The following is a 21811-nucleotide window of genomic DNA, read 5'->3' on the forward strand; positions in this document are numbered from 1 at the left end:
GATATAAAACATTTAACTTTGAAATTTGGATATGACACATACCAGATACAGGCAAATTATAAATTAAGGTGAGATAAATTTCCCTATAATCCTTTCAACCATATCCTCCGGCAGCCCAGTTTCTTCAGCAACTTCAGAGAAATCCAGTTTTTCAAGGTATTCATAAATCACATTTCTGTAAAACCCATCGTATTCTGAGGCCTGCTGCCGCAGTTTTTCAATTATTAAATCCTTCCTTCCCACAGCCTCACTCCTTTTCCTGTCCAGGGTTTCTATCTCATCATTTACCGATTTAAGCCTGTCTATAAGGCTGATTGTATCGCCTTCGGTATCCTGGTCAGGATAACTTATCTCCCTCTTTTTGATTTCCATGAAATTTCTAGAATAATCTATGGTAATGGTTGAAAAGCCCATGGACCTGTACACTTTCCTTGGCGGGCCAATGGTGGATGGGATGCTTCCACTGGTGGTTATAAATCCCAGTTTCTCCAGAATGTCAAGCTGTTTATTTATCGCCTGCTGGGAAACTCCAATCATCTTACTAAGTTCAAGGGCATATGAATCATAATTGGCGAGTGTTTTCAGCATTTCCCTTCTGGTACCGTTTTCCAGTGCCATTAAAATATTCCATAGTTCGTCATCCATAAAAACACCCGAAAAAATAAAAATAGATATTTAATCTATTCTAACTGCCTTTCCACCGCTTTTGCTGTTCAGCTTCTTAATAGTTATATCAAGGACGCCATTGGTGAATTTTGCTATTACACTGTCAATATCCACGCCTGTGTTGAATTCAATATTTTTATAGTATTTCCTGGATCCCTTGTCAACTTTCAGTTCTATGTTGTTCTCATTTACAATCAGGTCTATGTCTTTTTTGTCCACTCCCGGCAGTTCATAGGTTATGTACACATTTTCTTTGTCCTCGTTGAGGTCTGTCAGTGGTTCCCTGTAACCTTCCTGGGTATCGTTTCTCTGTCCAATAGAATTTCTTGGAACATTTCCGAATTCCTGGAATACCGGTTTCCCATCAGGCCCGACCTTATAGCTGAACCCATACACGTACGGACCCATTATCTTGCTGTTCGAGTCGTCCTTCATTATGGATTCCCAGAACCTGGCAATTTCCTTGTTAATTTTTCTCATATCCAGGCCAAACTCATCGTACATGTCGTTAAATATATCGTCCCAGTCATCATCTCTTCTTCCATTCATTATTATCACCTCAGTTAACAACCTTTAGTTGTTAACTGTATATTATTAACTTATATTTAAATTTTTATTATATTCAAAATAAGTATAAAATTATATATATAAAATTAGTAAAAAATTAATCCTCGCCTGTTTTATGTATATACTGGACACCGATCATGGATTCTACCTCCCTGTCCGAAAGATTGAATTTTCTGATCTTTATATCACTTTCCAGAAGCATCAGTTCTGCGAGGTCATCCGGATAACCTTCGGCAAATATGATTTCATCAATATGCGAGTTCATAATCATTTTAGAACATACCACACAGGGATGTGTTGTAACATATATCTTTGATCCTTTAATCGATGATCCATTGACCGCTGCCTGTATTATTGCGTTCTGCTCAGCATGCAATCCCCTGCAGAGTTCATGCCTTTCCCCAGAGGGGACATTCAACTCGTCTCTTATGCAGCCAACTATATCACAATTGACAGTATGTGCTGGTGGACCATTGTATCCGGTTGCCAGTACATTATTGTCCCTGACAATAACAGCCCCCACCTTTCTTCTTGTACAGTTAGAACGTGAAGCGGCAAGATATGCCATCCGCATGAAATATTCATCCCATGAGGGCCTCTTTAATTCTTCCTCCATGCTATATAAATAGATAATAAGAATATAAATATTGTTTATCATTATGAAATACAGTTAATATAAATAATCAGCATGACAATTATATTTATTTATGGAGATGCATTATATGTAAAATGGCACAGGGAGAATTTGATCTGGATTTTTTCAGGGATAATAAATTTATCAGGAAGCAATGTTCAGTATGTTCATCCTACTTCTGGACTTCGGATCCGGGTAAAACTACATGTGGGGACCCCGCATGTGAAAGTTACTCATTTATAGGGAACTCTCCTGTAAAACGGCGATACACGCTGGACGAAATGCGTGATGAATTCCTCAACTTTTTCAGGGAAGGCAGCATGAAGCATAAAATCCTTGATTTTTACCCGGTTGTTCCGAGATGGCGCGAGGATGTGCTGCTTGTAAACGCCTCAATTTATGACTTCCAGCCCCAGGTTACATCAGGCATGGTACCACCTCCTGGCAATCCCATTGCAATGTCACAGCCCAGTATAAGAATGCTTGACCTGGATCTTGTTGGGAAAACCGGAAGGCATCTCACCTCATTCGAGATGCTATGCCATGATGCATTCAATTATGAAGATAAATATGTTTACTGGAAAAACGAAACTGTTGAGTATTCATACAGATTTTTGACTGACAGGCTTGGTATAGATGGTAAAATAATAACATACAAGGAAAAGCCATGGTTCGGTGGTGGCAATGCGGGCAATGCAGTTGAGGTTTTCGTTAGGGGACTTGAGGTTGCCACACTGGTTTTCATGGATCTGAAAGAAGATCCGGAGGGCGATATAGACATAGAAGGAACCAAATATTCTCCCATGCCATTGAAGATCGTTGATACCGGGTACGGTCTTGAAAGACTGGTATGGCTCTCCGCCGGAACTCCCACAGTATATGAATCAATATTCCAGGAAACCATCAGCCACATAATGGGGAATTCCTCCGTCAGTGGCATTGATGATAAGATAATTCAAAAAATATCTGAGCTATCTGCCGAAATAGATCCATACAGGGAATCCGATCTTCTGAAACAGTTAAGGCCCTATATGGAAGAGAATAATCTGCAAATGGGGGAAGAATTTCTCCAGAGGCTGAAAAAACTCAGGGCCCTGTATTCCCTCGCAGATCACACGAAAACTCTGCTCCTGATGTTTTCAGATTATGTTATACCATCTAATGTGAAGGTAGGCTATCTGGCGCGGACACTAATAAGGAGATCCCTGAAATTTATTGAGGACACAGGGTTCAAAAAGGATTTCATGGACCTAATGGATTTTCAGTACGGCGTATTTTCAAAAATAATTAAAAATTATGACAGGGGGTTCATATCTGATATCATATCCATAGAAAAAGAAAAATATGAAGAGATAACAAGAAGTGCAGAAATAAAGGTAAGAAAATACATAAAATCAGGAGAATTGAGGCTGGAAGATGCGATCACCCTGTATGAATCTGAGGGCATAAATGAGGAACTCATAAAAGAGAGCTACAGAAAAATTACTGGAAATGACATGGAACTGCCCGATAATTTTCAGGAAATAGTTATTGCAGGGCATGAAAAGAAAAATGTGAAGAAGAAAAAGCATGAACAGTACCCTCCTGTCCATACCAGACCCCTTTATTATGACAACACGGAAATTTCTGAGTTCACTGCCATTGCACTGTATTCAGGCGATAAAAGAATAATACCTAACCAGACTGCATTTTACCCGGAAGGAGGGGGCCAGCCATGTGACCTAGGCTACTTTATTGCAAACGGGAAAAGGGTAAATGTCACGGATGTTCAGAAATACGGCAACTCCATAGTGCATTTTCTCGATGGTGATATACCTCAAAATTCCAGGATAAAGGGCGTAATTGACTATGCCAGAAGAAGGCAGTTAATGATACACCACTCTGCAACCCATCTGCTTCTCGGGATAATGAGAAAGTATTTCGGTGAGCATATATGGCAGAGCGGTGTCAAAAAAGATGTTGATGAATCCAGAATAGATGTAACCCACTACAGAAAAATCACACTGGAGGATATCAGGAATATAGAAGATATGTGCCTGGAGGCCATAGAACAGAACAGGAAAATAACCGTTGCTAACGTAAGCTGGAATCCTGCTATAGAGAAATATGGCTTCAGGCTCTTCGAGGGCGGTGTGCCTGTCTCTTCAAAAATAAGGGTTGTAACGATTGATGGCATAGATTCGGAGGGCTGCGGTGGTACACATCTGAAAAACACAGGTGAGATAGGATTCATTAAAATTATGAAAACCGAGACAATACAGGAAGGGATACAGAGGATTACATTCGCCGCCGGGCCCGCTGCATTGAGATACGTACAGATTCTCCATGATACAGTGGTGAGAGAGCAGGAATATATGAAGGTAGATTTAAAGGACGTTTACAGCCATTCAATGGAAATTTTTCATGAAAATCTTGAGAATATTAAATTGATAGATAAATACAGAAAGGAAAAGATAGAGGGCATTATAAATAATCCTGCTATGGAAGGAAATATAAGCCTGTACATCACCGATCTGGACAGGGATGAACTTAACCTACTGATACAGGGAATTTTCAGGAAAAATTCACAATCCATTGTAATAAACCGTGGAAATGAAATAACAGGAATAGGGATTGAGCCTGTTGTTAACAGGCTGTCATCGTCCATGCTGGAGCACGGTATACATATCAGGGAAAAGACCAGAAATAAAAAACTATTCAGTGCAATCTCAGATAGTGGAATAAGTGAAAAGTTAATAAAGGAGATTTTAGTAGATGCTATAATATGAGAGATTCTCAGATCATAGAAGGTATTGTTAAAAAATATTACGGCTTCTCGGATGTTGAGAATACTAAATATTCTATAATATTCCACATAAATACTCCAGGGAACGAAAAGACGTTTGAATTGCTTCTGGCAGACCTTGATAGGATAGGTGTTACTGCATTTACAAATGACTTTCCTGATAGCCAGATAATAGTCATAAATAGCTCAAACCTCGGCAGGGAAAGGGCTGGCATTAAAACTATCATGTTCCTGATCTCAATAATAACACTGGTATATGCCGGATACTCCTATTCATCAGATTATTATTCACACATCTCATTTCATGGCGGAATTTTAGACGGTATACTGCTCTATGCGGTGCCTGTTTTAGGTGTACTTTTAACACGGGAAGGGGGTAAATATCTGTATCTGAAAAAAAGGCACATACAGTATAGATTTCCAATTTTTGTTCCATCTCCGGGAATTGGAACCCTTGGAACCATAAACTCCAATAAAAGCCAGTTCCGGGAATCAAAATCCATGGTAATGGCGGGCACCGTTTCTCTATTATCCGGTTTTGCCCTGTCTATTATCCTTATAACATTAGGTTCAATTACATCCCCATTTATACAGTACAGCAGTTTAGTAAGGTCTCCAATATCATATCTTAATTTTCCTGTAATTTATCCAGTTTTGATTGACCGTTTTATTCCTGTATCAATTGTTCCTGACCCACTTGCACTGGCAGGATATACCGGCCTTGTAACCACTGCCATAAACGCTATACCTGCTGGATTCCTTGATGGGGGCCTGGTATTCTCAGGGTTAGCAGGAAGGAGCTTCAGGTACATTTCATATGTTTCAATAGCCCTGCTGATTCTTGCCGCGATTCTGTATCCGTATATACTCATTCTTGTTGTTCTTCTGTTCCTCCTGGGAATTAAGGGTGCCCTTCCAATGAATAACCTTGTCATGCCAGGGCATTATGCGAAGTATCTCACCATAATTATAATAATTATAATACTTCTGGGGTTTGCGCCACTTCCATTCCATAATACAAATAACAGCAGTGTTATTATTCCTGATTCGTACTACGTTATAGATAAACAGAGCCCGGACAATGTAAGTGTTAATATAACAGTAAATGAGCACGGATCCCGCATCATACCCTCATTCTCTGTGCACCCGGGAAAATTTTCTATAATGGGGCACAAAAGAGATAATGCCACAGCTGTAACATACATACTTGAACTTATAACATATAAATCCAACTATTCCGGGATTAAGCATTTTAATATCACTGTAAACACCGGTACTTCAATATTTCATAAAACCGTGACTGTATATTTTCTGAACCCGGTTAAAAATATTAGTGTAAATAACTCTGATGAGCCATTAACTTTAACAAAATACCAGAACGAACCTTTCAATTTGACCCTTTACAATAACGGCACATCTCCAGTGGAGGCAACGCTGCTATCCTTTTCAGGCAACATGGGCGTTTATATGATGGTACCATCCAGGAACACATTCATAAATCTGGCAGGGGATCCCTTCACCGGATTAACCTTTACAATTAGCCCGGAAAATAACACAACAATGGAATTTGAGGTCACAACTCCAGGTATATGGAAACTGGCAATACTGGAATCAAATAACATGGCCATGATTATAACGGTACACATACTTCCCCGGCAGATATCGCCACCCCTGCCTCCTCCCATAAATATGCAGACATGGCCTGGCACCAATGAAACCGGCGGGACATTTCAATTCAACCTAACATGGTACTATTCCGGGACAATACAGGAAAACTATTCAGAATTCTAATGGTTATCTCTGCTTTTCCATTCTCTTTATTATCTCTGAAGAGAATTCAGAGCATTTCACAGGTGTTACATCCTGCCTCCCTGTAAGGTCCCGCGGGATTTTATTGTCAAGGAATGCAGCAGTAATAGCCCTCTCTATTATATCGGCAGGTTCAATCCATCCTATATGCCTGAGCATGGAACAGCCTGAAAGTATAAATGAGAGTGGATCAGCGGCATCATATCCTGCCTCAAGTGGAGAGGATGATTGCACCGCCTCGAATAGGGAACACTCATCTCCAAGGCTCGCACCGTACTCAATATTAACAGCACCGGTAAGGAAATCAAGCACAAATCTGCTGAGCACAGTATCCATCAGCAAAATGTCCAGGCTTTCAGGTTCTGCAACAAGTTTCTTCATAAACTCCCTTGTTTTGATCATTTCGAACTCAATACCATCATGCCTCTGCAGTTCATCGTAACACCACTGTCCAAATTCTGGATTTTCCCTATCATCCACAACTGTTATTTTTTTGTGGCCGTATTTTTTATAGTAATTTACTGCCTGCTTTACAACCTTCAGGGTCCTGAATTTGCTCTGGCTGAACATGTATATGCCTGAATCTGGTGTGATGGTTAAATCATAATTTTCAGAAATAAATTTTATCAGGTCGTCCGTGCTTTCTGATGAATGGTAGAAAACATGATTACTTGCAAAGGAGTTCCGTATCACAGTAATATTGATCCTGTCGAAGGATTTTACCAGAATCTCCATGCCAGGAATATACTTAACCATCCTTAAATTGGCATAAAGCCCTAACCGCTTCCTCAGTATGGTGTTTATATCCCTGTTATCCGGCATAAGGTTCAATGTGGATTTCATAACTATGGATGTCTTCTGGATTTCATTTATTGATTCATCAGGTATGTATATCCCAAATTTTTCATACGCATCGTTTCCTATGAGGATTTTCCGCCATTCTATGGATTTGCTGCCACCATATGCTAGCTCAATGGCACTATTGATTACATCTATCATGGCACCGGTGATTTCAGGCCCTATGCCATCTCCCTCTATGTATCCAACCGTGAGCATGTCTGGGACAACCATTCCAGCATCTGTAAATTTTACATACATTAAATGTGCCATGCATAACAGCTTATAATTTTTTTCAATATCTCGATTAAAATATTTTTATACCAAGGTAACATTATTAATCATGAGAACGGAGACAGATGTAATCGGCAATGTCCAGATTGATGACAGCATATATTACGGGATAAATACCCTCAGGGCTAAAAACAATTTTAACATATCCGGAATAAAATCCAGGGATCGTGATCACATAAAGGCTATGGCCATAGTAAAAAAGGGTGCTGCCTATGCCAATTTTACTGGCGGGAAATTGAGCAAGGAACTGTATGAAAGCATAAGCAAAGCCTGTGACAGGTTAATCTCCGGTGAATTTGATGAACAGTTTGTTGTGGATGTTTTCCAGGCCGGTGCCGGGACGTCTTTCAATATGAACACAAACGAGATACTGGCAAATCTTGTACTGGAATCACTCAATCATAAAAAGGGGGAATATAAATACGTACACCCTAACGACGTAATTAACATGAGCCAGTCCACCAATGACATTTATCCAACAATGATGCGTGTAAGCATTATGCTGAAATCCACTAAATTAATTAAAAACACTGAGGCACTGATAAAATCGCTTAAATCCAAATACAAGGAATTTGCAAACATTTATAAGACGGGCAGAACCCATCTGCAGGATGCTGTAAGGGTAACCCTGGGTGATGAGTTCAATGCATGGGCCTTTGCCGTGGAACGCGATTTAAAGGAATTTGAATCGGCACTTGATTACATACTGGAGCTGAACATCGGCGGGACCGCAGTTGGAAACGGGGCGAACACACCGGAAAATTATAAGGAAAACGCTGTAAAGAAAATATCAGAAGAAACAGGGTTCAATTTCCGCCCCGGTGAAAATCTCATGGGCATTATGCAGTTCATGACCGATTTTTCCAGGGTAATGAATTCCATGTCCAACATGGCACTGGATCTCAGCAAGATCTCTGATGATCTCCGGCTATTATATTCAGGGCCAGGTGCAGGCCTTCATGAAATCGTTCTGCCGGCAGTACAGCAGGGCTCCTCAATTATGCCCGGTAAAATAAACCCATCAATAGCCGAGGCAATGAACATGATATGCCATTCTATCACTGGATCACAGCAGGCTGTCAATCTTTCAGTGAAAGCAGGCCAGCTGGAGCTCAACGTTATGATGCCACACATAGATTATGAGATTTCAAAGTCCCTTGAAAGGCTTGCAAACGGAATCAAAATGCTGGATGAGGAGGCTATACAGGGAATAATCCCTGACCGCAATAAAATAAAGGAAAACATTGAAAGAAGCTTCGGATCTGCGGCGCTGCTGAACCCCTATCTAGGCTACGATACCATGGCAAAAATAGTTGAGGAATCCCTGGAAACAGGAAAGAGTATAAAGGAGCTTGTGCTCAAAACAGGGAAGATAGATGAGAAGAAGTATAATGAAATATTCAATTTCCTCAATTAAAGGAAATTTGTAATACATTTATGATAATTATCAGGATTGCCCATCCTGGCTTTTAAATTTATATATCAATTTTATTTATATTCCGACCCATGGGTCTTTCTTGAAGGCCTTGGAAACAACCATTGTGTCATATTTTACAATGCCATCCTTCCTTGCAAGGCTATCCTCAAACTCCTGGATTGTTTCGAGATTCAGGAAAAGCCCCTGGAGTAGCAGCTGGTTCTGCCCCCTCCTTCTGTACAGAGAAAGTATATTCGGGTTGGCGGCAAGTGATTCTGCAATTGAATCCAGTTTATCTCCCTCGGTATCTATCCTTATGCATACCTTTATGCTATTTTCTATAGCATGCAAATCCACAAGTGCTGAGAATCCCGTTATAATTTTTCTTCTTACAAGTTCATTGATTCTCCTCCTTACGGTTGCCTCGCTTGTGTTAAGCATCTTTGCTATTTCGGCATTAGACATTCTGGCATTATATCTAAGAAAACACATAATTTCCTTATCAAGATCATCAAATGGCAAAATTGAGGGGTCTATATGCCCCCATCTAACAGATAGGTCACATTCATAATTTTTATTATCCTCTGACTTCCTTGAATTATTCTCTTCCGTCATAAAATTATATTTTAAAGCAATATATAACTTTTTTCACATTCAAAATGAAATATATAATTTATGAATATCGAAATTAACACTTAATATGACCGCATATGTATACATTATTCAAATGCACTGGCATTTCCCGCCATGGCAGCAGGTTTCCAGATTCATGTTAAAAAATTAAATCCGTGCAGTGGATAAAAATTGTTATTAACGTAATTGTAATTAAAAAATGTGAAAATCTATTTCGAATCATATGGATGTACATTGCAAAAATCCGAATCATCCCTTTATCTCAATAAATTGCTTCAGGATAAAAATAATCAGGTGGTTAATAATCCTGAGGATGCTGATTTGAGCCTTATAGGGACATGCGTTGTAATAAAGCATACAGAGGACAGGATGGTAAAGCGTATTTCATCCCTGTCAAGAAAATCTGGGAAGGTTGAGGTACTGGGCTGCCTGGCCACAGTTAATGGCAATACCATAGAATCTGAAAACGTAAGGGTCATCAAGCCACGTGAGTTCAGAAGCTTTTATGAGGGTGCCCTTGATGACATAGAAATCAGTTCCGACATATATGATGGGATACCCATAAACCAGGGATGTACTGGAAGCTGCAATTTCTGCATTTCCCATATAGCAAGGGGAAAACTTCTCTCACGGCCAGTGGATAAGATAGTCAAGCAGGTAAACATGGAGCTTGATAGAAATATACGGGAAATAAGAATTTCTTCCCTTGATACTGCAGCCTACGGAAAGGATATAGGCACAGATCTGGCTGACCTGGTGAACAGCATAACCTCCATAAATCGTGATTTCCTCCTCAGGGTTGGAATGCTCGAACCCAGAAATACCTATGACATACTTGATAAACTTGTTCAGGCATATGCATCCCCGAAGGTATTCAAATTTCTTCATATTCCTGTGCAGAGCGCAGAAAATTCTGTACTTGAGGCAATGAACCGTGAATATACCATAGAGGAGGCGGAAGCCGTGTGGAAAAAATTCGTAAATGTATATCCAGATATGTCAGTGGCCACGGATATAATACTGGGATATTACAATGATTCCAGGGAAGGTTTCGAAAAAACCCTTAAATTCCTTGAGAATTACGGCCCTGATATTATAAACGTTACCAGGTTCTCCCCCAGGCCCTACACTAAAGATTACAGTAAAACCCCATTGAATTCAAACCTTCTCAAGGAATGGTCCCAGGAAATCATAGATCTGCACCGTACACAGATGGAGAAAAAACTTGATCGTTTTCTCGGCAGGGAGGAAAGGGTTATGGTTACTGAGGAGGGTAAGAATGGAACCATGGTTGCCAGGGATTCTAATTACAGGCCAGTTGTACTGAAGGGAGACTATAAAAAATACACGGACGTTAACTGTAAAATTGTGGGGCATGGAAATAATTATCTTATCGGGGAATAGGAATCCACTCCCACTATCTCATCCATTATATACCTGTCATTGCTCTTGAACCCGAAGATCTGTTCGAATTCTATAGGTGTAAGTATGGGTATCCTGAATTTTTCACCATCATCAATGGAAACTCTCGGGCAGCCTGTAAATACAGCGGCATCACACATAAGATTTTCTATATCCACTGGATTTATATTGTCTGCCGTTACTATTATGGCATCCCTCCCCATTTCCTTTACCTTCCCGTAAATGCTGTACGCAAGTTTCTTCCTGTACTGACCGATTTTTGTGTCTATAATTATGGCGAATTTTTTTGCATCCAGTGCTGGCTCTATCCTGGCATATCTCTTTCTGAGAAATCTTTCAATTTCTGGTTTTATGTTCCTTATGGACTTCTGGTTAAGGTCCAGTATGTAAACTGGCCTGTCTGTGGATAACTGGGCACCTATTCCATGGAAGAGGCCAGTGCTCACAAGTAGGTATGCATCGACCCTGTTCGATATGGAATGTGCCGAACTGAAATTGCAGCCCAGAACCTGCCCGGGATATTTCAGCCTTCCATCAACGCTGCCTATGATTACATTGTATCCAAGTTTCTCAAGTTTTTCCCTGACATACTGCATTTCCTTATAATACTGTACGGATGAAAGAAGGCCTATATTTGAAACCCCATCTTTCGCCAGTATTGAAAAAACATCATCTTCAAGTTCCACAGTCTTATAATAGTATTCTATAAAAATAACAGGTTTTGTATATTTTATATTGGGGATCTCAGAATGCCCGAACTGGACGATGCAGTCAACATCCCTGTAAACCTCCATGTTCCCTATATCACATGCACCGTAAAACGACTGCGAGCTAATAATAACCTTGAACTGTTCTGAAAATTTATTAAATATATTGAATGATTCCGGTTTCAATCCGTCCGGAATCTGAAGCAGTATTTTCTCTGCCTTACGATTCTTTAACTCTTCTATAGCCTCTTCTACATCCATTCACAGCTTATCGTTTTATATCTATTTAAATATTAAGATTTGAGCTGTGGCCACCGAAAATGGTTGCATTGGGGGTCAGATATTTCTTTATAAAGTTGATGGCAACATAGGCATTCCCACCATCTATCGCTATGATTGGGTGTACGGGCTCCCCTGGCATTGTAGCCACATCCCCAACTGCAAATATGCCTTCTATATTTGTCTGGAATTCATCGTTTACAAGTATATTCCTGCCATTTTTGCTCATCTCTATATTTACAGATTTGAATGTATTTGCCTTGCCAACATGCCCTATTGCAACTATCAGGGAATCAATGTTTAATTTCTGTACGCTCTTATCCTGTGCATTTGAAATCGATATGCTGGTGACCCTATCCTTGCCCGATACTTCTGTTACGGAGCTATTCATAAGCAATGATATCTCCTTATTGTTCATCACGCTGTCCAGTGTTTTTTCAGCTGCCTTGAATTTTTCGCTATGGTGAATGACATAGACCTTCTTCGCAGTGCCTGCAAGTTCACTTGCATAATCCAGGGCGGAATCTCCACCACCTACTATGGCGACTACCTGATCCTTGAACCTGTTTATATCCTTGACTGTGTACTCAACACCGCGGCCTTTGAATTCTTCCTCTCCAGGGCATCCAATTTTTCTTGGTGTGAAATCCCCTATGCCTGTGCATACAAGAACTGCCTTGCATGTGTATGCCTTTTCCCCATTTACCTCTACGGTAAACTTATCATCACCCGGTATTATATCTGTTACCTTGCTGCTTAGCTTGATTTCACCATCGAATAATTTTGCCTGCTCATACATCTTATCCCTGAGCTCAGTGGCATTTATCCGTGGTATACCCTGAACGTCATATACCATCTTCTCCGGGTAAAGTTCAGGTATCTGTCCACCAGTATAGTCAAGGGCCTCCAGGGTTACGCTTTTAATATCCCTGAGCCCTGCAAGAAACGTGGCAAAAAGTCCGGTTGGACCTGCTCCTATTATAACAAGATCGTAATCCTCCATGCCACGAATATATAAATGCAATACAAAAACTTTGGTATAATCTAATTTATCATTATGGTGGTTATAGCCTGTAAAGTGTACTGCCAAAATCCTGTGATGCGGTCTCTATGGAAATATACCTTTTATTTCTGTTGGAGAGATATGCCTTAACAGTTTCCAGTGCAGTATCAGGCGTATTGTTTTTTTCACTCAGGTGGGTAAGTATAATTCTTGTATTATCCCCTGCAGAGATACCTATTGCCTCGGCTGATTGTTCATTGGAAAGATGCCCGTGATCGCTTCTTATCCTCCTTTTGAGCATTTCCGTATAGGGGCCGGTTCTCAGCATCTCTGGATCATGGTTTGCCTCAATGGCCATGATGTCAGAACCATTCATTTCATCCAGGAGTTCATCGCTTACAATTCCCAGATCGGAAACCACTGATATCCGTATTCCCCTATTACGTATTATATATACTACAGGGTCCACAGCATCATGGTTCACTGAAACCGGGGTAACTGTGAAATTTCCTATGGCTACCTCGCCGTTTATGCCATAACCCTTTTCAAATCTCATTTTATCCAGTGTTCTAGCCCGTGAGTAAACATCTGCATGCAATTTCCTCGATATGGCCCTGGCACCAGATGAATGGTCTGAATGTTCATGGCTAATAAATATGGACTTTTCAAGGTCATCAATGCCCAGCATGGAAGTTTTCTCCAGAAATTTTTTCAGGCTAATGCCACAGTCTATTATGATCATGTCATTTTCATCCCATATCACAGTGGAATTTCCCCTGCTTCCAGAGGAAAGCATATAAAAGTTAAGCATAAACTCTACATACGTTTTTTCTATATTTTTTTATCCAATTTTATTCCTTATTATTGATTTAATTATATTTATATATTTATATAATATATACTATGAGGTGGCAATAATGTCAGACCTATCAGGCAATGCAGAAAAGATATACGATTCCTTAAAGGCAATGGGAGCTGTTTCAGAGGAAAAGCTGAAAACAGCAGATGATATAATGAAAAAAGCATCACTGGGGAAGGGCCTTGTTAATGCAGGGCTAAAGGAACTGATAGATAAAAAGGTTGTAAAAAGGGTGGCAAGGCAGAAAAGTGCAGGGTATTTTATAATAAAGTAGATAAACTTTATCTATACTCTCCCTGCCTTCAATATAACATTTATTTTATAACCATGAATTGATAAAACTTATATAGTCACATTTCCTTTATTAATTATAAGGTATGGTAACTCTAATACTGAATGTGGACCGTGATAATGATTACGGCATAAAGGCTGGTATAGAAGGTCCTGTTACAGGGTATGGCGATTGCTATAACGCAGCCCTTAAGCTAATCTCAGTGGATCCCGAGGATTCAGATGCAAATGCACTTTTTGGTACAATTAAACTTTATGAGGATTTGAAGAGAAAAAATGAGAATGTGGAAATTGCCCTTATCACAGGGGACGATGATGTGGGATCAAAATCTGACGAAATATTGAGTAAACAGCTTGACGATGTGCTCAGCATGGAGCATTATGATGATCTCATACTGGTTTCAGACGGTGCTGAGGATGATTATATAACTCCCATAATATCATCAAGAATAAAAATAAGGTATGTAAAGCATATTCTGGTAAGGCATAACGAAAATATAGAATCACTTTATTATTACATTATACGGGGAATACGGGACAAAAAAATAGCAAGAAAATTTACGATCCCCGTAGGGCTGCTTCTGTTAAGTTACGGCCTGTCACTGCTGATTTTTACCCTTTATTATATGATACTAACAAAATCCTATATAATTAACCCGGGAAGCGGTGCAGTAATGCTGGTAACTATAATCCTGGGGGCGTATTTTGTCGCAAGGGCAGTGGAATTAAACCAGCTTATTGTCAGGCTTGCAGTGAATATGAAAGAGTATTCGCAGGAGGCAAAGATTTCCATGCTATCCTACGTGGTTTCCTTCTTCATCATAGTTATTGGAATTGCATACAGCTATGAATCCACAGTCAGGAGGGTGCCTATACTGAACAAAATTCTCCTGTTCCTTACAGTTTTTGTATGGTGGATATTTGCGTCCTTTGTTTCAAAGGAGCTCTTTGATGCCTTTGATATTTACATAGAGGAAAGGCATGGCATGTCCAGAATGTGGTACGGGATTGCCTTTTCACTCTCCATGGCACTGATATTCTATGGCATGATAAATTATATAAGGTACATTGTTGGTTTTATACCTCTCTCTGTGATGACCGTGTATTTCGGGTATATCATAGCCGGAATTGTAATTGCGCTTTCTGCCTCTGCAGTGCATAAATATTTTTCATCCATAAAGAGCAAAAATGGAAATGTTATGGAGATAAAATGAAATTCTGTGAATGGTTTCCACTTTACCTAAGAATTACGGATTCTCTTGGGATAAACAGGACAGAGGATTATACATCATCTATGGAACTCCATAGATTAATTCATAATGATATATCTTTACTTGAACGGTACCGTGGGAGAAATGCCTTTATAATCGGAAATGGACCTGACCTTGAGGATGCCCTTACAACTGTATCAGGGGGATACGTTGTTGTTGCCGATTCGGCCATAGACACATATATGGAACTGCGGGGGATACCTGATATTATAGTATCTGACCTGGATGGGAATATAGAATCAATAATAGATTCCTCAAGGAAAGGGTCTTCAATAGTCCTGCATGCACATGGAGATAACCGGGAAAAAATATTGCACTATGCAAAATATTTCCCAGATTCTGTGGCTACGACACAGAATATCCCCCTGATACATCTTTATAATTTTGGTGGATTCAGCGATGGGGACCGGGCTGCATTTCTTGCTGACCATCTTGGTGCTGGAATAATAACCTTAATAGGATTCGATTTTAACCATGTTAATAAAAAAAATTATTATGATAGTAATTCCATGATCAGAAAGAGCATAAAGCTGGCATGGGCAAAATACCTCTTAAACTGCCTTGCAAATTCCCGGGGGAGTGATTTCACTGAAGGCAGTGTTATTGAAATCTAGTTCTTTACCAGTGGCATAATCTTTCCATCGCTATATATAATCGGGTTTTTGTAAAGGTCGACCTGTAATGAGCTCTCTATGTCCGCTCCAGCCCCCATGATTTTGAGCCTCTTCGACCCATGGCTTTCCCTTATCTGGTTGCAGTAGTCCTGTACGTTAACATCATTACCTTCCAGTTTGCTTTTTAGCATATTCGCATATATGTAATCCTCATCAGATATTCCATCTGGCCTGTTAGAGACTATTATAGACACTCTTTCCATATCCTTAACTGCATTGTATGTTGCAGTGAAGTTTATAAAAGATGATATGTAAATATCACCAGGGTATTCAATAATTTTAAAAAGAACCTTTATTCCATTGGTGGATGTGAACAGAAGGGTTTTTCCTGATAAATCCGTATTCATTATAACGCTGGGTGAATTGCCATAATTAAATCCAGGAATTCTGATGCCATATCTCTCCCCGCTTGTGAGGTAATCAGGATTTTTGGATTTCATCTTTCTGGTTTCTGTTACCGTTCTCACAGGTATTATAGAAGATGCGCCCCTGTAAATCATTAGCGGTATTGTTGTGGTTGCCCTGAAAATATCTATGAGAACCTTTGTTGAATCATCAAATTTTTTTTCCTTTCTGCCATCAATAATATTAACATTCATCTATAACGGATATCCTTTTTATATATCTTATTTTTTATTTCTTACATATATAGAATACTAAATATATTCATATAATTCATATTTTTATGTGTTTGCCAATCAATAGCAAACAATATATATCACCTGAAATTAAATTAATATGAACGGAGCCAGGTCTATTTTAGAAATGCTCAAAAAATATCATGTGGATCATGTTTTCGGCCTGATTGGGGAAACTTCCTTCCCATTATATTATGAATGGGAAAGTTTTGAGGGGATAAACCACATATCTGGCAGGGATGAAAGGAATGTTGCAATAATGGCAGAGGCATACGCCAGGGTATCATCAAAGCCCGGAGTATGTGAAGTTCCTGGAGTTGGGGCATCCTACACTCTACCTGCCATTGTAGAAGCCTATACCAGCGGGACACCACTGATTGAACTTTCCAGTGATATTTCCACAGATTCCATGAAGAAAAACGTACTTACAGAATACGATAAAACCTTCATGTTTTCTGGTGTGACGAGGAAGGTTCTGAATGTGGCTACGCCTGGAGATATACCCAGGATGATCAGATACGGGTTCAGGATAGCAACAACCCCACCATCCGGCCCTGTTTTTATCAATTTTCCCTTAAATGTGTATAAGGAAGGTGTCAGTGAATCGGAACTCTATTCAGACGATACATTTTCCAGATTCCCATCCATAAGGCAATCATGTGACGACGCATCAATAGCCAGGGCTGCAAAAATGGTGGTTGAGGCTTCAAGGCCTGTAATAATATGCGGTCAGGGCGTTCTTTATTCAGGTGCCTGGGCACCTATTCTGGAACTTTCAGAAATGCTTTCCATACCCGTCGGTACAACCATTTCAGGGAAAGGCAGTTTTCCTGAGAACCATCCATTATCAATAGGTGTGGTAGGCAGCAGGGGTGGAAGTGAAATATCCCGTAACGAGGTGGACTCTGCGGATCTGATATTTTTCATTGGCACCAATACTGATTCTGCCTCAACATCATGGTGGAAGTCTCCCAATCCATCCAGGCATGTACAGATTATACAGCTGGATAGTGACGTATCCCAGCTGGGTAATAACTATAAAATTGCAATCGGTCTTCTTGGTGATGCCCTTGAAGTTCTTTCAAGAATCAATATATTAATACGGAAAATTGTTCAAAAAAGGAAGTATTCGAATGAAATACTGGATGCCAGAAATATATGGGAATCCAGCTTTATTGGATCAGTAAAGTATAATTCCCATGTGAACCCTGCTAAATTTATAAAATACCTGATGGAATACGACGAAAAATTCAGGATCATCACAGCAGATCCCGGAGTAGGTGCCATTTACACTTCTGCGTTCTACCGTTGCACAAAACCGGGAAGAAAATTCCTTTTTAACTACTCTGCCGGGGGACTGGGTTTCGCACTCCCTGCGGCCATAGGGGCATACTACGCAGCTGGATCCACGATAGTGTGCCTCACATCTGATGGGAGCATGGGTTTTGTTCAGGGGGAACTTGAGACTGTGGCCAGATATAATATTGGGGTTAAGGTTTTCATATTCAACAATAGATCATTTGGATGGATACGGGCGACAATGGTTTCAGATTATGGAAGGATCCTCAGTGGGATAGATTTTTATGATACTAAATATAGTAAAATTGCTGATGCATTTTCCATGAAATATATACGTATTGAAAGGGATTCAGATATAGAGCCAGGAATAAAAGATGCATTTTCTGATTCGTCTCCAGTTATTATAGAGGTCATGGTGCTTCCGGAGGATAAACTCCTGCCCCCGGTGCCTGAATGGAAACATATAGCCGATAATGCAAGAAGGCTCTGAGGGGCGATGCAGGGAGGTACCGCTGTAGTTGCTTTCCTGACGGGTTGTTGAAATCCCAGAAATACCTGCCAAAATAATAATAAAAAGAAAATATTAAAAATGAGTTAGAAATACGGTATAATTGAAGGTGTAATAAATGGTAGCAGTCAAGACAATGGTTGAGGGTGGAAAGGCAACAACAGGTCCACCTCTGGGCCCGGCCCTAGGTCCCCTGGGACTGAATCTGGGTCAGGTTATAAAGGATATAAACGAAAAAACAAAATCATTTGCAGGAATGCAGGTCCCTGTAACTGTTAATGTTGTGGACCCATCCACTAAAAAGTATGAGATTATAATAGGAGTTCCCCCAACCTCAGCTTTGCTGAAAAAAGAGGCGGGGATTGAAAAGGGATCCGGCAAAAATAAGGAATCATATGCCGGAAATCTGACATTGGATCAGATAAAGAAGGTTGCGGAGTCCAAAAAATCCGCCTTACTTTCATACAATATGAAAGGAGCTGTCCTTGAAGTTCTGGGTACAGCGCTTTCACTGGGAATAACAGTGGAAGGAAAGAACGCTGCTGAAATACAGCAGAAAATCAAGGCCGGCGAAATAGATGTCGGTGAGCAGTAATGGCAAATAGTATTATAGAAGATATAAAAAAAGTAAAGGAATCCAAGAAACGCAAGTTTGAAGAAAGCATTGAGGTTGGAATAAACCTCAAAGATGTTGATATGGCAGACCCAAAAAACAGGATAAATGAGGAGATTATCCTCCCTGCAGGAAGGGGCAAGGAGATAAAAATAGGTCTCATAGCCAGTGAAGAAATGCGCCTCAAGGCAAAGAATGCAGATTTCACGTATTCTCTAGAAGATCTGAATAATTTTGCGGATGACAAAAAGGCGTTTAAGAAGGTAGCCAAGGGCATAGACTTCTTTGTTGCCGAATCTACGTTGATGGGGAACATAGGTAAAAACCTGGGTATTATCCTGGGTCCAAGGGGCAAAATGCCCAAGCCAATGGCTCCCGGACAGGACCCAACCCCTGTTATAGAAAATCTGAAGAAGAGTGTCAGGGCCAGGAGCAGGGACAAGATTACATTTCATGTCCCTGTAGGCACCAGATCCATGAGTGATGAGGACCTTTACACAAATATCAACACAGTAATGAAAAGGGTAATCTCACATCTTGACAAGGGTAAGGGAAACATATCCTCTGCCTATATAAAGAGTACAATGGGCAGTGCGGTTGAAATTAATTTAGGTGATATAGAATGAGAGAGCCAGCACAGTGGAAGGTAGATTTGGTTAATTCCATTACAGAGGAAATAAATGAAAGCCCGGTATCTGCCGTAATAAGCATAAAGGGACTTAGAAATAAGGAGTTCCAGAAGATAAGAAACGATGTCAGGGGGCAGATCAGGATACAGGTTTTCAGGGCAAGACTGCTCAGGCTCGCACTGGAGAAATCCAATAAGAAGAATATCAAAGGCTTAAGTGAATACACAAAGGGACAGGTGGCCCTGATAACAACCACAGAATCCCCGAAGAAGGTTTACGATACCCTTGTCTCCAGGAGGACAAAGGCAGCAGCACGTGGTGGTGAAATTGCCGAGGAGGATATAGTCATAGAACCCAAGGAAACATCGTTCCCACCAGGGCCAATGATATCTATATTCCAGAAGGCAGGCATACCTGCAGGAATAGAAAAGGGTAAGATAGTAATTAAGAGCGAGGTTACGCTGGTCAAAAAGGGATCTGTAATATCCAAGGACAAGGCTCAGGTTATGGAGAAACTGGAAATACTTCCAGTTACCGTGGGCCTGGAGATGATAGCTGCTTACAGCGATGGACTGATATACACATCTGATGCCCTGTCTATTACTGTAGAGCAGATAGTATCAGATATTGCCGGAGCTTTCCTTAAGGCTAAGGCACTGGCGTTGAAGACAAACTTCCTTGTACCCGAGATAATACCTGAGCTAATGTCCAGGGCATATCTAGAGGCCCAGAGTCTGGCATTCGCCACAAACTTTGTGGATGAAAAGAATATAGATATTTTTATAAGGAAAGCTGTAATAAACGCTACAACTCTAAATTCATTAATAAATAAAGATTTAAACAATGAAAACATAGAGAATGAAAACCCTGAAAAGGAAAGCAAGCCAGAGGAAAAGAAAGATGAAGGATCTGAAGATGACGCAGCAGCGGGTCTCGGGTCTTTATTTGGATGAGGTGACAAAATGGAATATATATATGGAGCTTTACTGCTTCACTCAGCAGGAAAGGAAATAGATGAGGAGAACCTGAAAAAGGTCTTAACCGATGCAGGAGTAAGCGCAGATGATGCAAGGCTTAAATCATTGCTTGAAAGCATGAAAAACGTCAATATAGAGGACGTTTTAAAAAGCGCCGCAGCAGCACCTGTAGCAGCAGCACCAGCAAAGGAAGAGAAGAAGGAAGAGAAAAAGAAAGAAGAGAAGAAAGAAGAAAAGAAGGAAGACTCCGACGCAGATGCAATGGCCGGACTCAGCTCTCTTTTCGGATAAAATTATTTTTTTATTTTAGATTTTTATGGGTTTTTATAATATTTTATGGATTCTAATTAAATACGTCATTCCAGTGGCAATTCTCATATATTCTATAATCAAGTTTAATCCGTTTTTTATCATGGTAGCAGTGTTATGGCTTCTTGCAACACTTGTTGTTTCATTGATAAATTTCAGCATAAAAAGCAATTTTGTAAAAGGATAAACACCGGTATTATTCTACCAGCTTTAATTCCATGATTTTGTCATAAACTTCTTTTGCATGTTCTTTAGGACTTACTTTTGGGTATACAAAAACTATCTTGCCATCCTTTATTAAGTAAGTAACCCTCTTTGCCGTTGCCAGCCCCATTACCCCATATTTTTTTACTATATCCTTCTGCTTATCACTTACCAGGGTAAAATTCAGATTGAATTTATCCTGAAATTTTTTATGTGACTCGCTTGAATCAACGCTTACCCCCAGGACCTTTATCCCCTTATCCTTGAAAATATCCATGTTGTCACGGAAATTTTTCGCCTCCATGGTACATCCTGGAGTGTTATCCTTCGGGTAAAAATATAGCACAACCACATCATTCTTAAAATCAGAAAGCCTGACTTTATTCCCATCCTGATCTACAGCTTCAAAGTCCGGAGCTGTATCTCCTACATTTAACGTTTCCATAAGAATGCATATATAATTTATAGATAAGCATTTTGTTGTTT

General features: G+C 40.0%; 22 protein-coding genes. 12 read left to right on the plus strand and 10 right to left on the minus strand.

Going from position 1 to position 21811, the window contains the following annotated elements; translation table 11 throughout:
* Positions 1 to 63: 63 nt before the first annotated feature.
* From RE471_RS02265 to RE471_RS02275, 3 genes are all read right to left on the minus strand, one after another.
* A complete protein-coding gene (locus tag RE471_RS02265) occupies positions 64 to 645 on the minus strand; it encodes an ArsR family transcriptional regulator (protein WP_309215156.1) in 582 nt (193 codons plus the stop codon).
* Between the two features lie 30 nt (positions 646 to 675).
* Positions 676 to 1215 (minus strand): archaeal heat shock protein Hsp20, encoded by a 540-nt coding sequence (gene hsp20 / locus RE471_RS02270; RefSeq protein ID WP_309215157.1) that lies wholly within the window; start codon positions 1213 to 1215, stop codon positions 676 to 678.
* Positions 1216 to 1330: 115 nt separating this feature from the next.
* Positions 1331 to 1849: a cytidine/deoxycytidylate deaminase family protein gene (locus RE471_RS02275; RefSeq protein WP_309215158.1), complete on the minus strand. Its 519-nt coding sequence runs from the start codon at positions 1847 to 1849 to the stop codon at positions 1331 to 1333.
* Between the two features lie 113 nt (positions 1850 to 1962).
* Here RE471_RS02275 and alaS point away from each other — a divergent pair, with 113 nt between their 5' ends.
* Positions 1963 to 4635 (plus strand): alanine--tRNA ligase, encoded by a 2673-nt coding sequence (alaS, locus tag RE471_RS02280; RefSeq protein ID WP_309215159.1) that lies wholly within the window; start codon positions 1963 to 1965, stop codon positions 4633 to 4635.
* Positions 4632 to 6443: a hypothetical protein gene (locus RE471_RS02285; RefSeq protein WP_309215160.1), complete on the plus strand. Its 1812-nt coding sequence runs from the start codon at positions 4632 to 4634 to the stop codon at positions 6441 to 6443. Before alaS ends, RE471_RS02285 begins: the two co-directional genes overlap by 4 nt.
* Positions 6444 to 6446: 3 nt before the next feature.
* Here the strand turns inward: RE471_RS02285 and RE471_RS02290 are convergent, their stop codons facing one another.
* Positions 6447 to 7571, minus strand: coding sequence for an isocitrate/isopropylmalate family dehydrogenase (locus RE471_RS02290; protein WP_309215161.1), 1125 nt, complete (start codon positions 7569 to 7571; stop codon positions 6447 to 6449).
* Between the two features lie 70 nt (positions 7572 to 7641).
* On the opposite strand from RE471_RS02290, the gene RE471_RS02295 reads away from it, so the two are divergent.
* Positions 7642 to 9009: an aspartate ammonia-lyase gene (locus RE471_RS02295; protein WP_309215162.1), complete on the plus strand. Its 1368-nt coding sequence runs from the start codon at positions 7642 to 7644 to the stop codon at positions 9007 to 9009.
* A gap of 75 nt (positions 9010 to 9084) precedes the next feature.
* On the opposite strand, the gene RE471_RS02300 is transcribed toward RE471_RS02295, so the two are convergent.
* Complete coding sequence (locus RE471_RS02300) at positions 9085 to 9624, minus strand: Lrp/AsnC family transcriptional regulator (protein ID WP_309215163.1); 540 nt, start codon at positions 9622 to 9624, stop codon at positions 9085 to 9087.
* Positions 9625 to 9843: 219 nt separating this feature from the next.
* Between RE471_RS02300 and RE471_RS02305 the strand changes: the two genes are divergently transcribed.
* Entirely contained in the window at positions 9844 to 11046 is a 1203-nt protein-coding gene (locus RE471_RS02305; protein WP_309215164.1) for a tRNA (N(6)-L-threonylcarbamoyladenosine(37)-C(2))-methylthiotransferase, read from the plus strand.
* Here the strand turns inward: RE471_RS02305 and dph2 are convergent.
* From dph2 to RE471_RS02320, 3 genes are all read right to left on the minus strand, one after another.
* The gene (dph2, locus tag RE471_RS02310) at positions 11028 to 12032 is read right to left on the minus strand and encodes a diphthamide biosynthesis enzyme Dph2 (RefSeq protein WP_309215165.1); all 1005 of its coding nucleotides are present in this window, start codon (positions 12030 to 12032) and stop codon (positions 11028 to 11030) included. The genes RE471_RS02305 and dph2 overlap by 19 nt on opposite strands.
* Positions 12033 to 12057: 25 nt before the next feature.
* Positions 12058 to 13053: an NAD(P)/FAD-dependent oxidoreductase gene (locus tag RE471_RS02315; protein WP_309215166.1), complete on the minus strand. Its 996-nt coding sequence runs from the start codon at positions 13051 to 13053 to the stop codon at positions 12058 to 12060.
* 61 nt (positions 13054 to 13114) lie between these two features.
* Positions 13115 to 13864, minus strand: coding sequence for an MBL fold metallo-hydrolase (locus RE471_RS02320; RefSeq protein WP_309215167.1), 750 nt, complete (start codon positions 13862 to 13864; stop codon positions 13115 to 13117).
* Between the two features lie 106 nt (positions 13865 to 13970).
* Between RE471_RS02320 and RE471_RS02325 the strand changes: the two genes are divergently transcribed.
* The 3 genes from RE471_RS02325 (at position 13971) to RE471_RS02335 (ending at position 16088) form a co-directional block, all read left to right on the plus strand.
* Entirely contained in the window at positions 13971 to 14186 is a 216-nt protein-coding gene (locus RE471_RS02325) for a transcriptional regulator (protein ID WP_309215168.1), read from the plus strand.
* A 103-nt stretch (positions 14187 to 14289) separates the two neighbouring features.
* Positions 14290 to 15417 (plus strand): DUF373 family protein, encoded by a 1128-nt coding sequence (locus RE471_RS02330; RefSeq protein WP_309215169.1) that lies wholly within the window; start codon positions 14290 to 14292, stop codon positions 15415 to 15417.
* A complete protein-coding gene (locus RE471_RS02335; RefSeq protein WP_309215170.1) occupies positions 15414 to 16088 on the plus strand; it encodes a 6-hydroxymethylpterin diphosphokinase MptE-like protein in 675 nt (224 codons plus the stop codon). Before RE471_RS02330 ends, RE471_RS02335 begins: the two co-directional genes overlap by 4 nt.
* Here RE471_RS02335 and RE471_RS02340 read toward each other — a convergent pair.
* Positions 16085 to 16747 carry a 2-phosphosulfolactate phosphatase gene (locus tag RE471_RS02340; RefSeq protein ID WP_309215171.1) on the minus strand — a complete coding sequence of 221 codons (663 nt, stop codon included), beginning with the start codon at positions 16745 to 16747 and terminating at the stop codon, positions 16085 to 16087. The genes RE471_RS02335 and RE471_RS02340 overlap by 4 nt on opposite strands.
* 139 nt (positions 16748 to 16886) lie before the next feature.
* On the opposite strand from RE471_RS02340, the gene RE471_RS02345 reads away from it, so the two are divergent.
* The 5 genes from RE471_RS02345 to rpl12p all read left to right on the plus strand — a co-directional run bounded on the left by RE471_RS02345 (position 16887) and on the right by rpl12p (position 21103).
* Positions 16887 to 18575 (plus strand): thiamine pyrophosphate-binding protein, encoded by a 1689-nt coding sequence (locus RE471_RS02345; protein WP_309215172.1) that lies wholly within the window; start codon positions 16887 to 16889, stop codon positions 18573 to 18575.
* A 136-nt stretch (positions 18576 to 18711) separates the two neighbouring features.
* Complete coding sequence (locus RE471_RS02350; RefSeq protein WP_298276881.1) at positions 18712 to 19188, plus strand: 50S ribosomal protein L11; 477 nt, start codon at positions 18712 to 18714, stop codon at positions 19186 to 19188.
* A complete protein-coding gene (locus tag RE471_RS02355) occupies positions 19188 to 19832 on the plus strand; it encodes a 50S ribosomal protein L1 (protein ID WP_309215173.1) in 645 nt (214 codons plus the stop codon). The genes RE471_RS02350 and RE471_RS02355 overlap by 1 nt, the downstream gene beginning before the upstream one ends.
* Positions 19829 to 20788: a 50S ribosomal protein L10 gene (locus RE471_RS02360; protein WP_309215174.1), complete on the plus strand. Its 960-nt coding sequence runs from the start codon at positions 19829 to 19831 to the stop codon at positions 20786 to 20788. The genes RE471_RS02355 and RE471_RS02360 overlap by 4 nt, the downstream gene beginning before the upstream one ends.
* A gap of 9 nt (positions 20789 to 20797) precedes the next feature.
* The gene (gene rpl12p / locus RE471_RS02365) at positions 20798 to 21103 is read left to right on the plus strand and encodes a 50S ribosomal protein P1 (protein ID WP_298276889.1); all 306 of its coding nucleotides are present in this window, start codon (positions 20798 to 20800) and stop codon (positions 21101 to 21103) included.
* A gap of 214 nt (positions 21104 to 21317) precedes the next feature.
* Here the strand turns inward: rpl12p and RE471_RS02370 are convergent, their stop codons facing one another.
* Positions 21318 to 21770, minus strand: coding sequence for a peroxiredoxin (locus RE471_RS02370; protein WP_309215175.1), 453 nt, complete (start codon positions 21768 to 21770; stop codon positions 21318 to 21320).
* Between the last annotated feature and the right edge of the window lie 41 nt (positions 21771 to 21811).

The sequence above is a fragment of the Ferroplasma sp. genome (genome assembly GCF_031200575.1).
Lineage (GTDB): Archaea > Thermoplasmatota > Thermoplasmata > Thermoplasmatales > Thermoplasmataceae > Ferroplasma.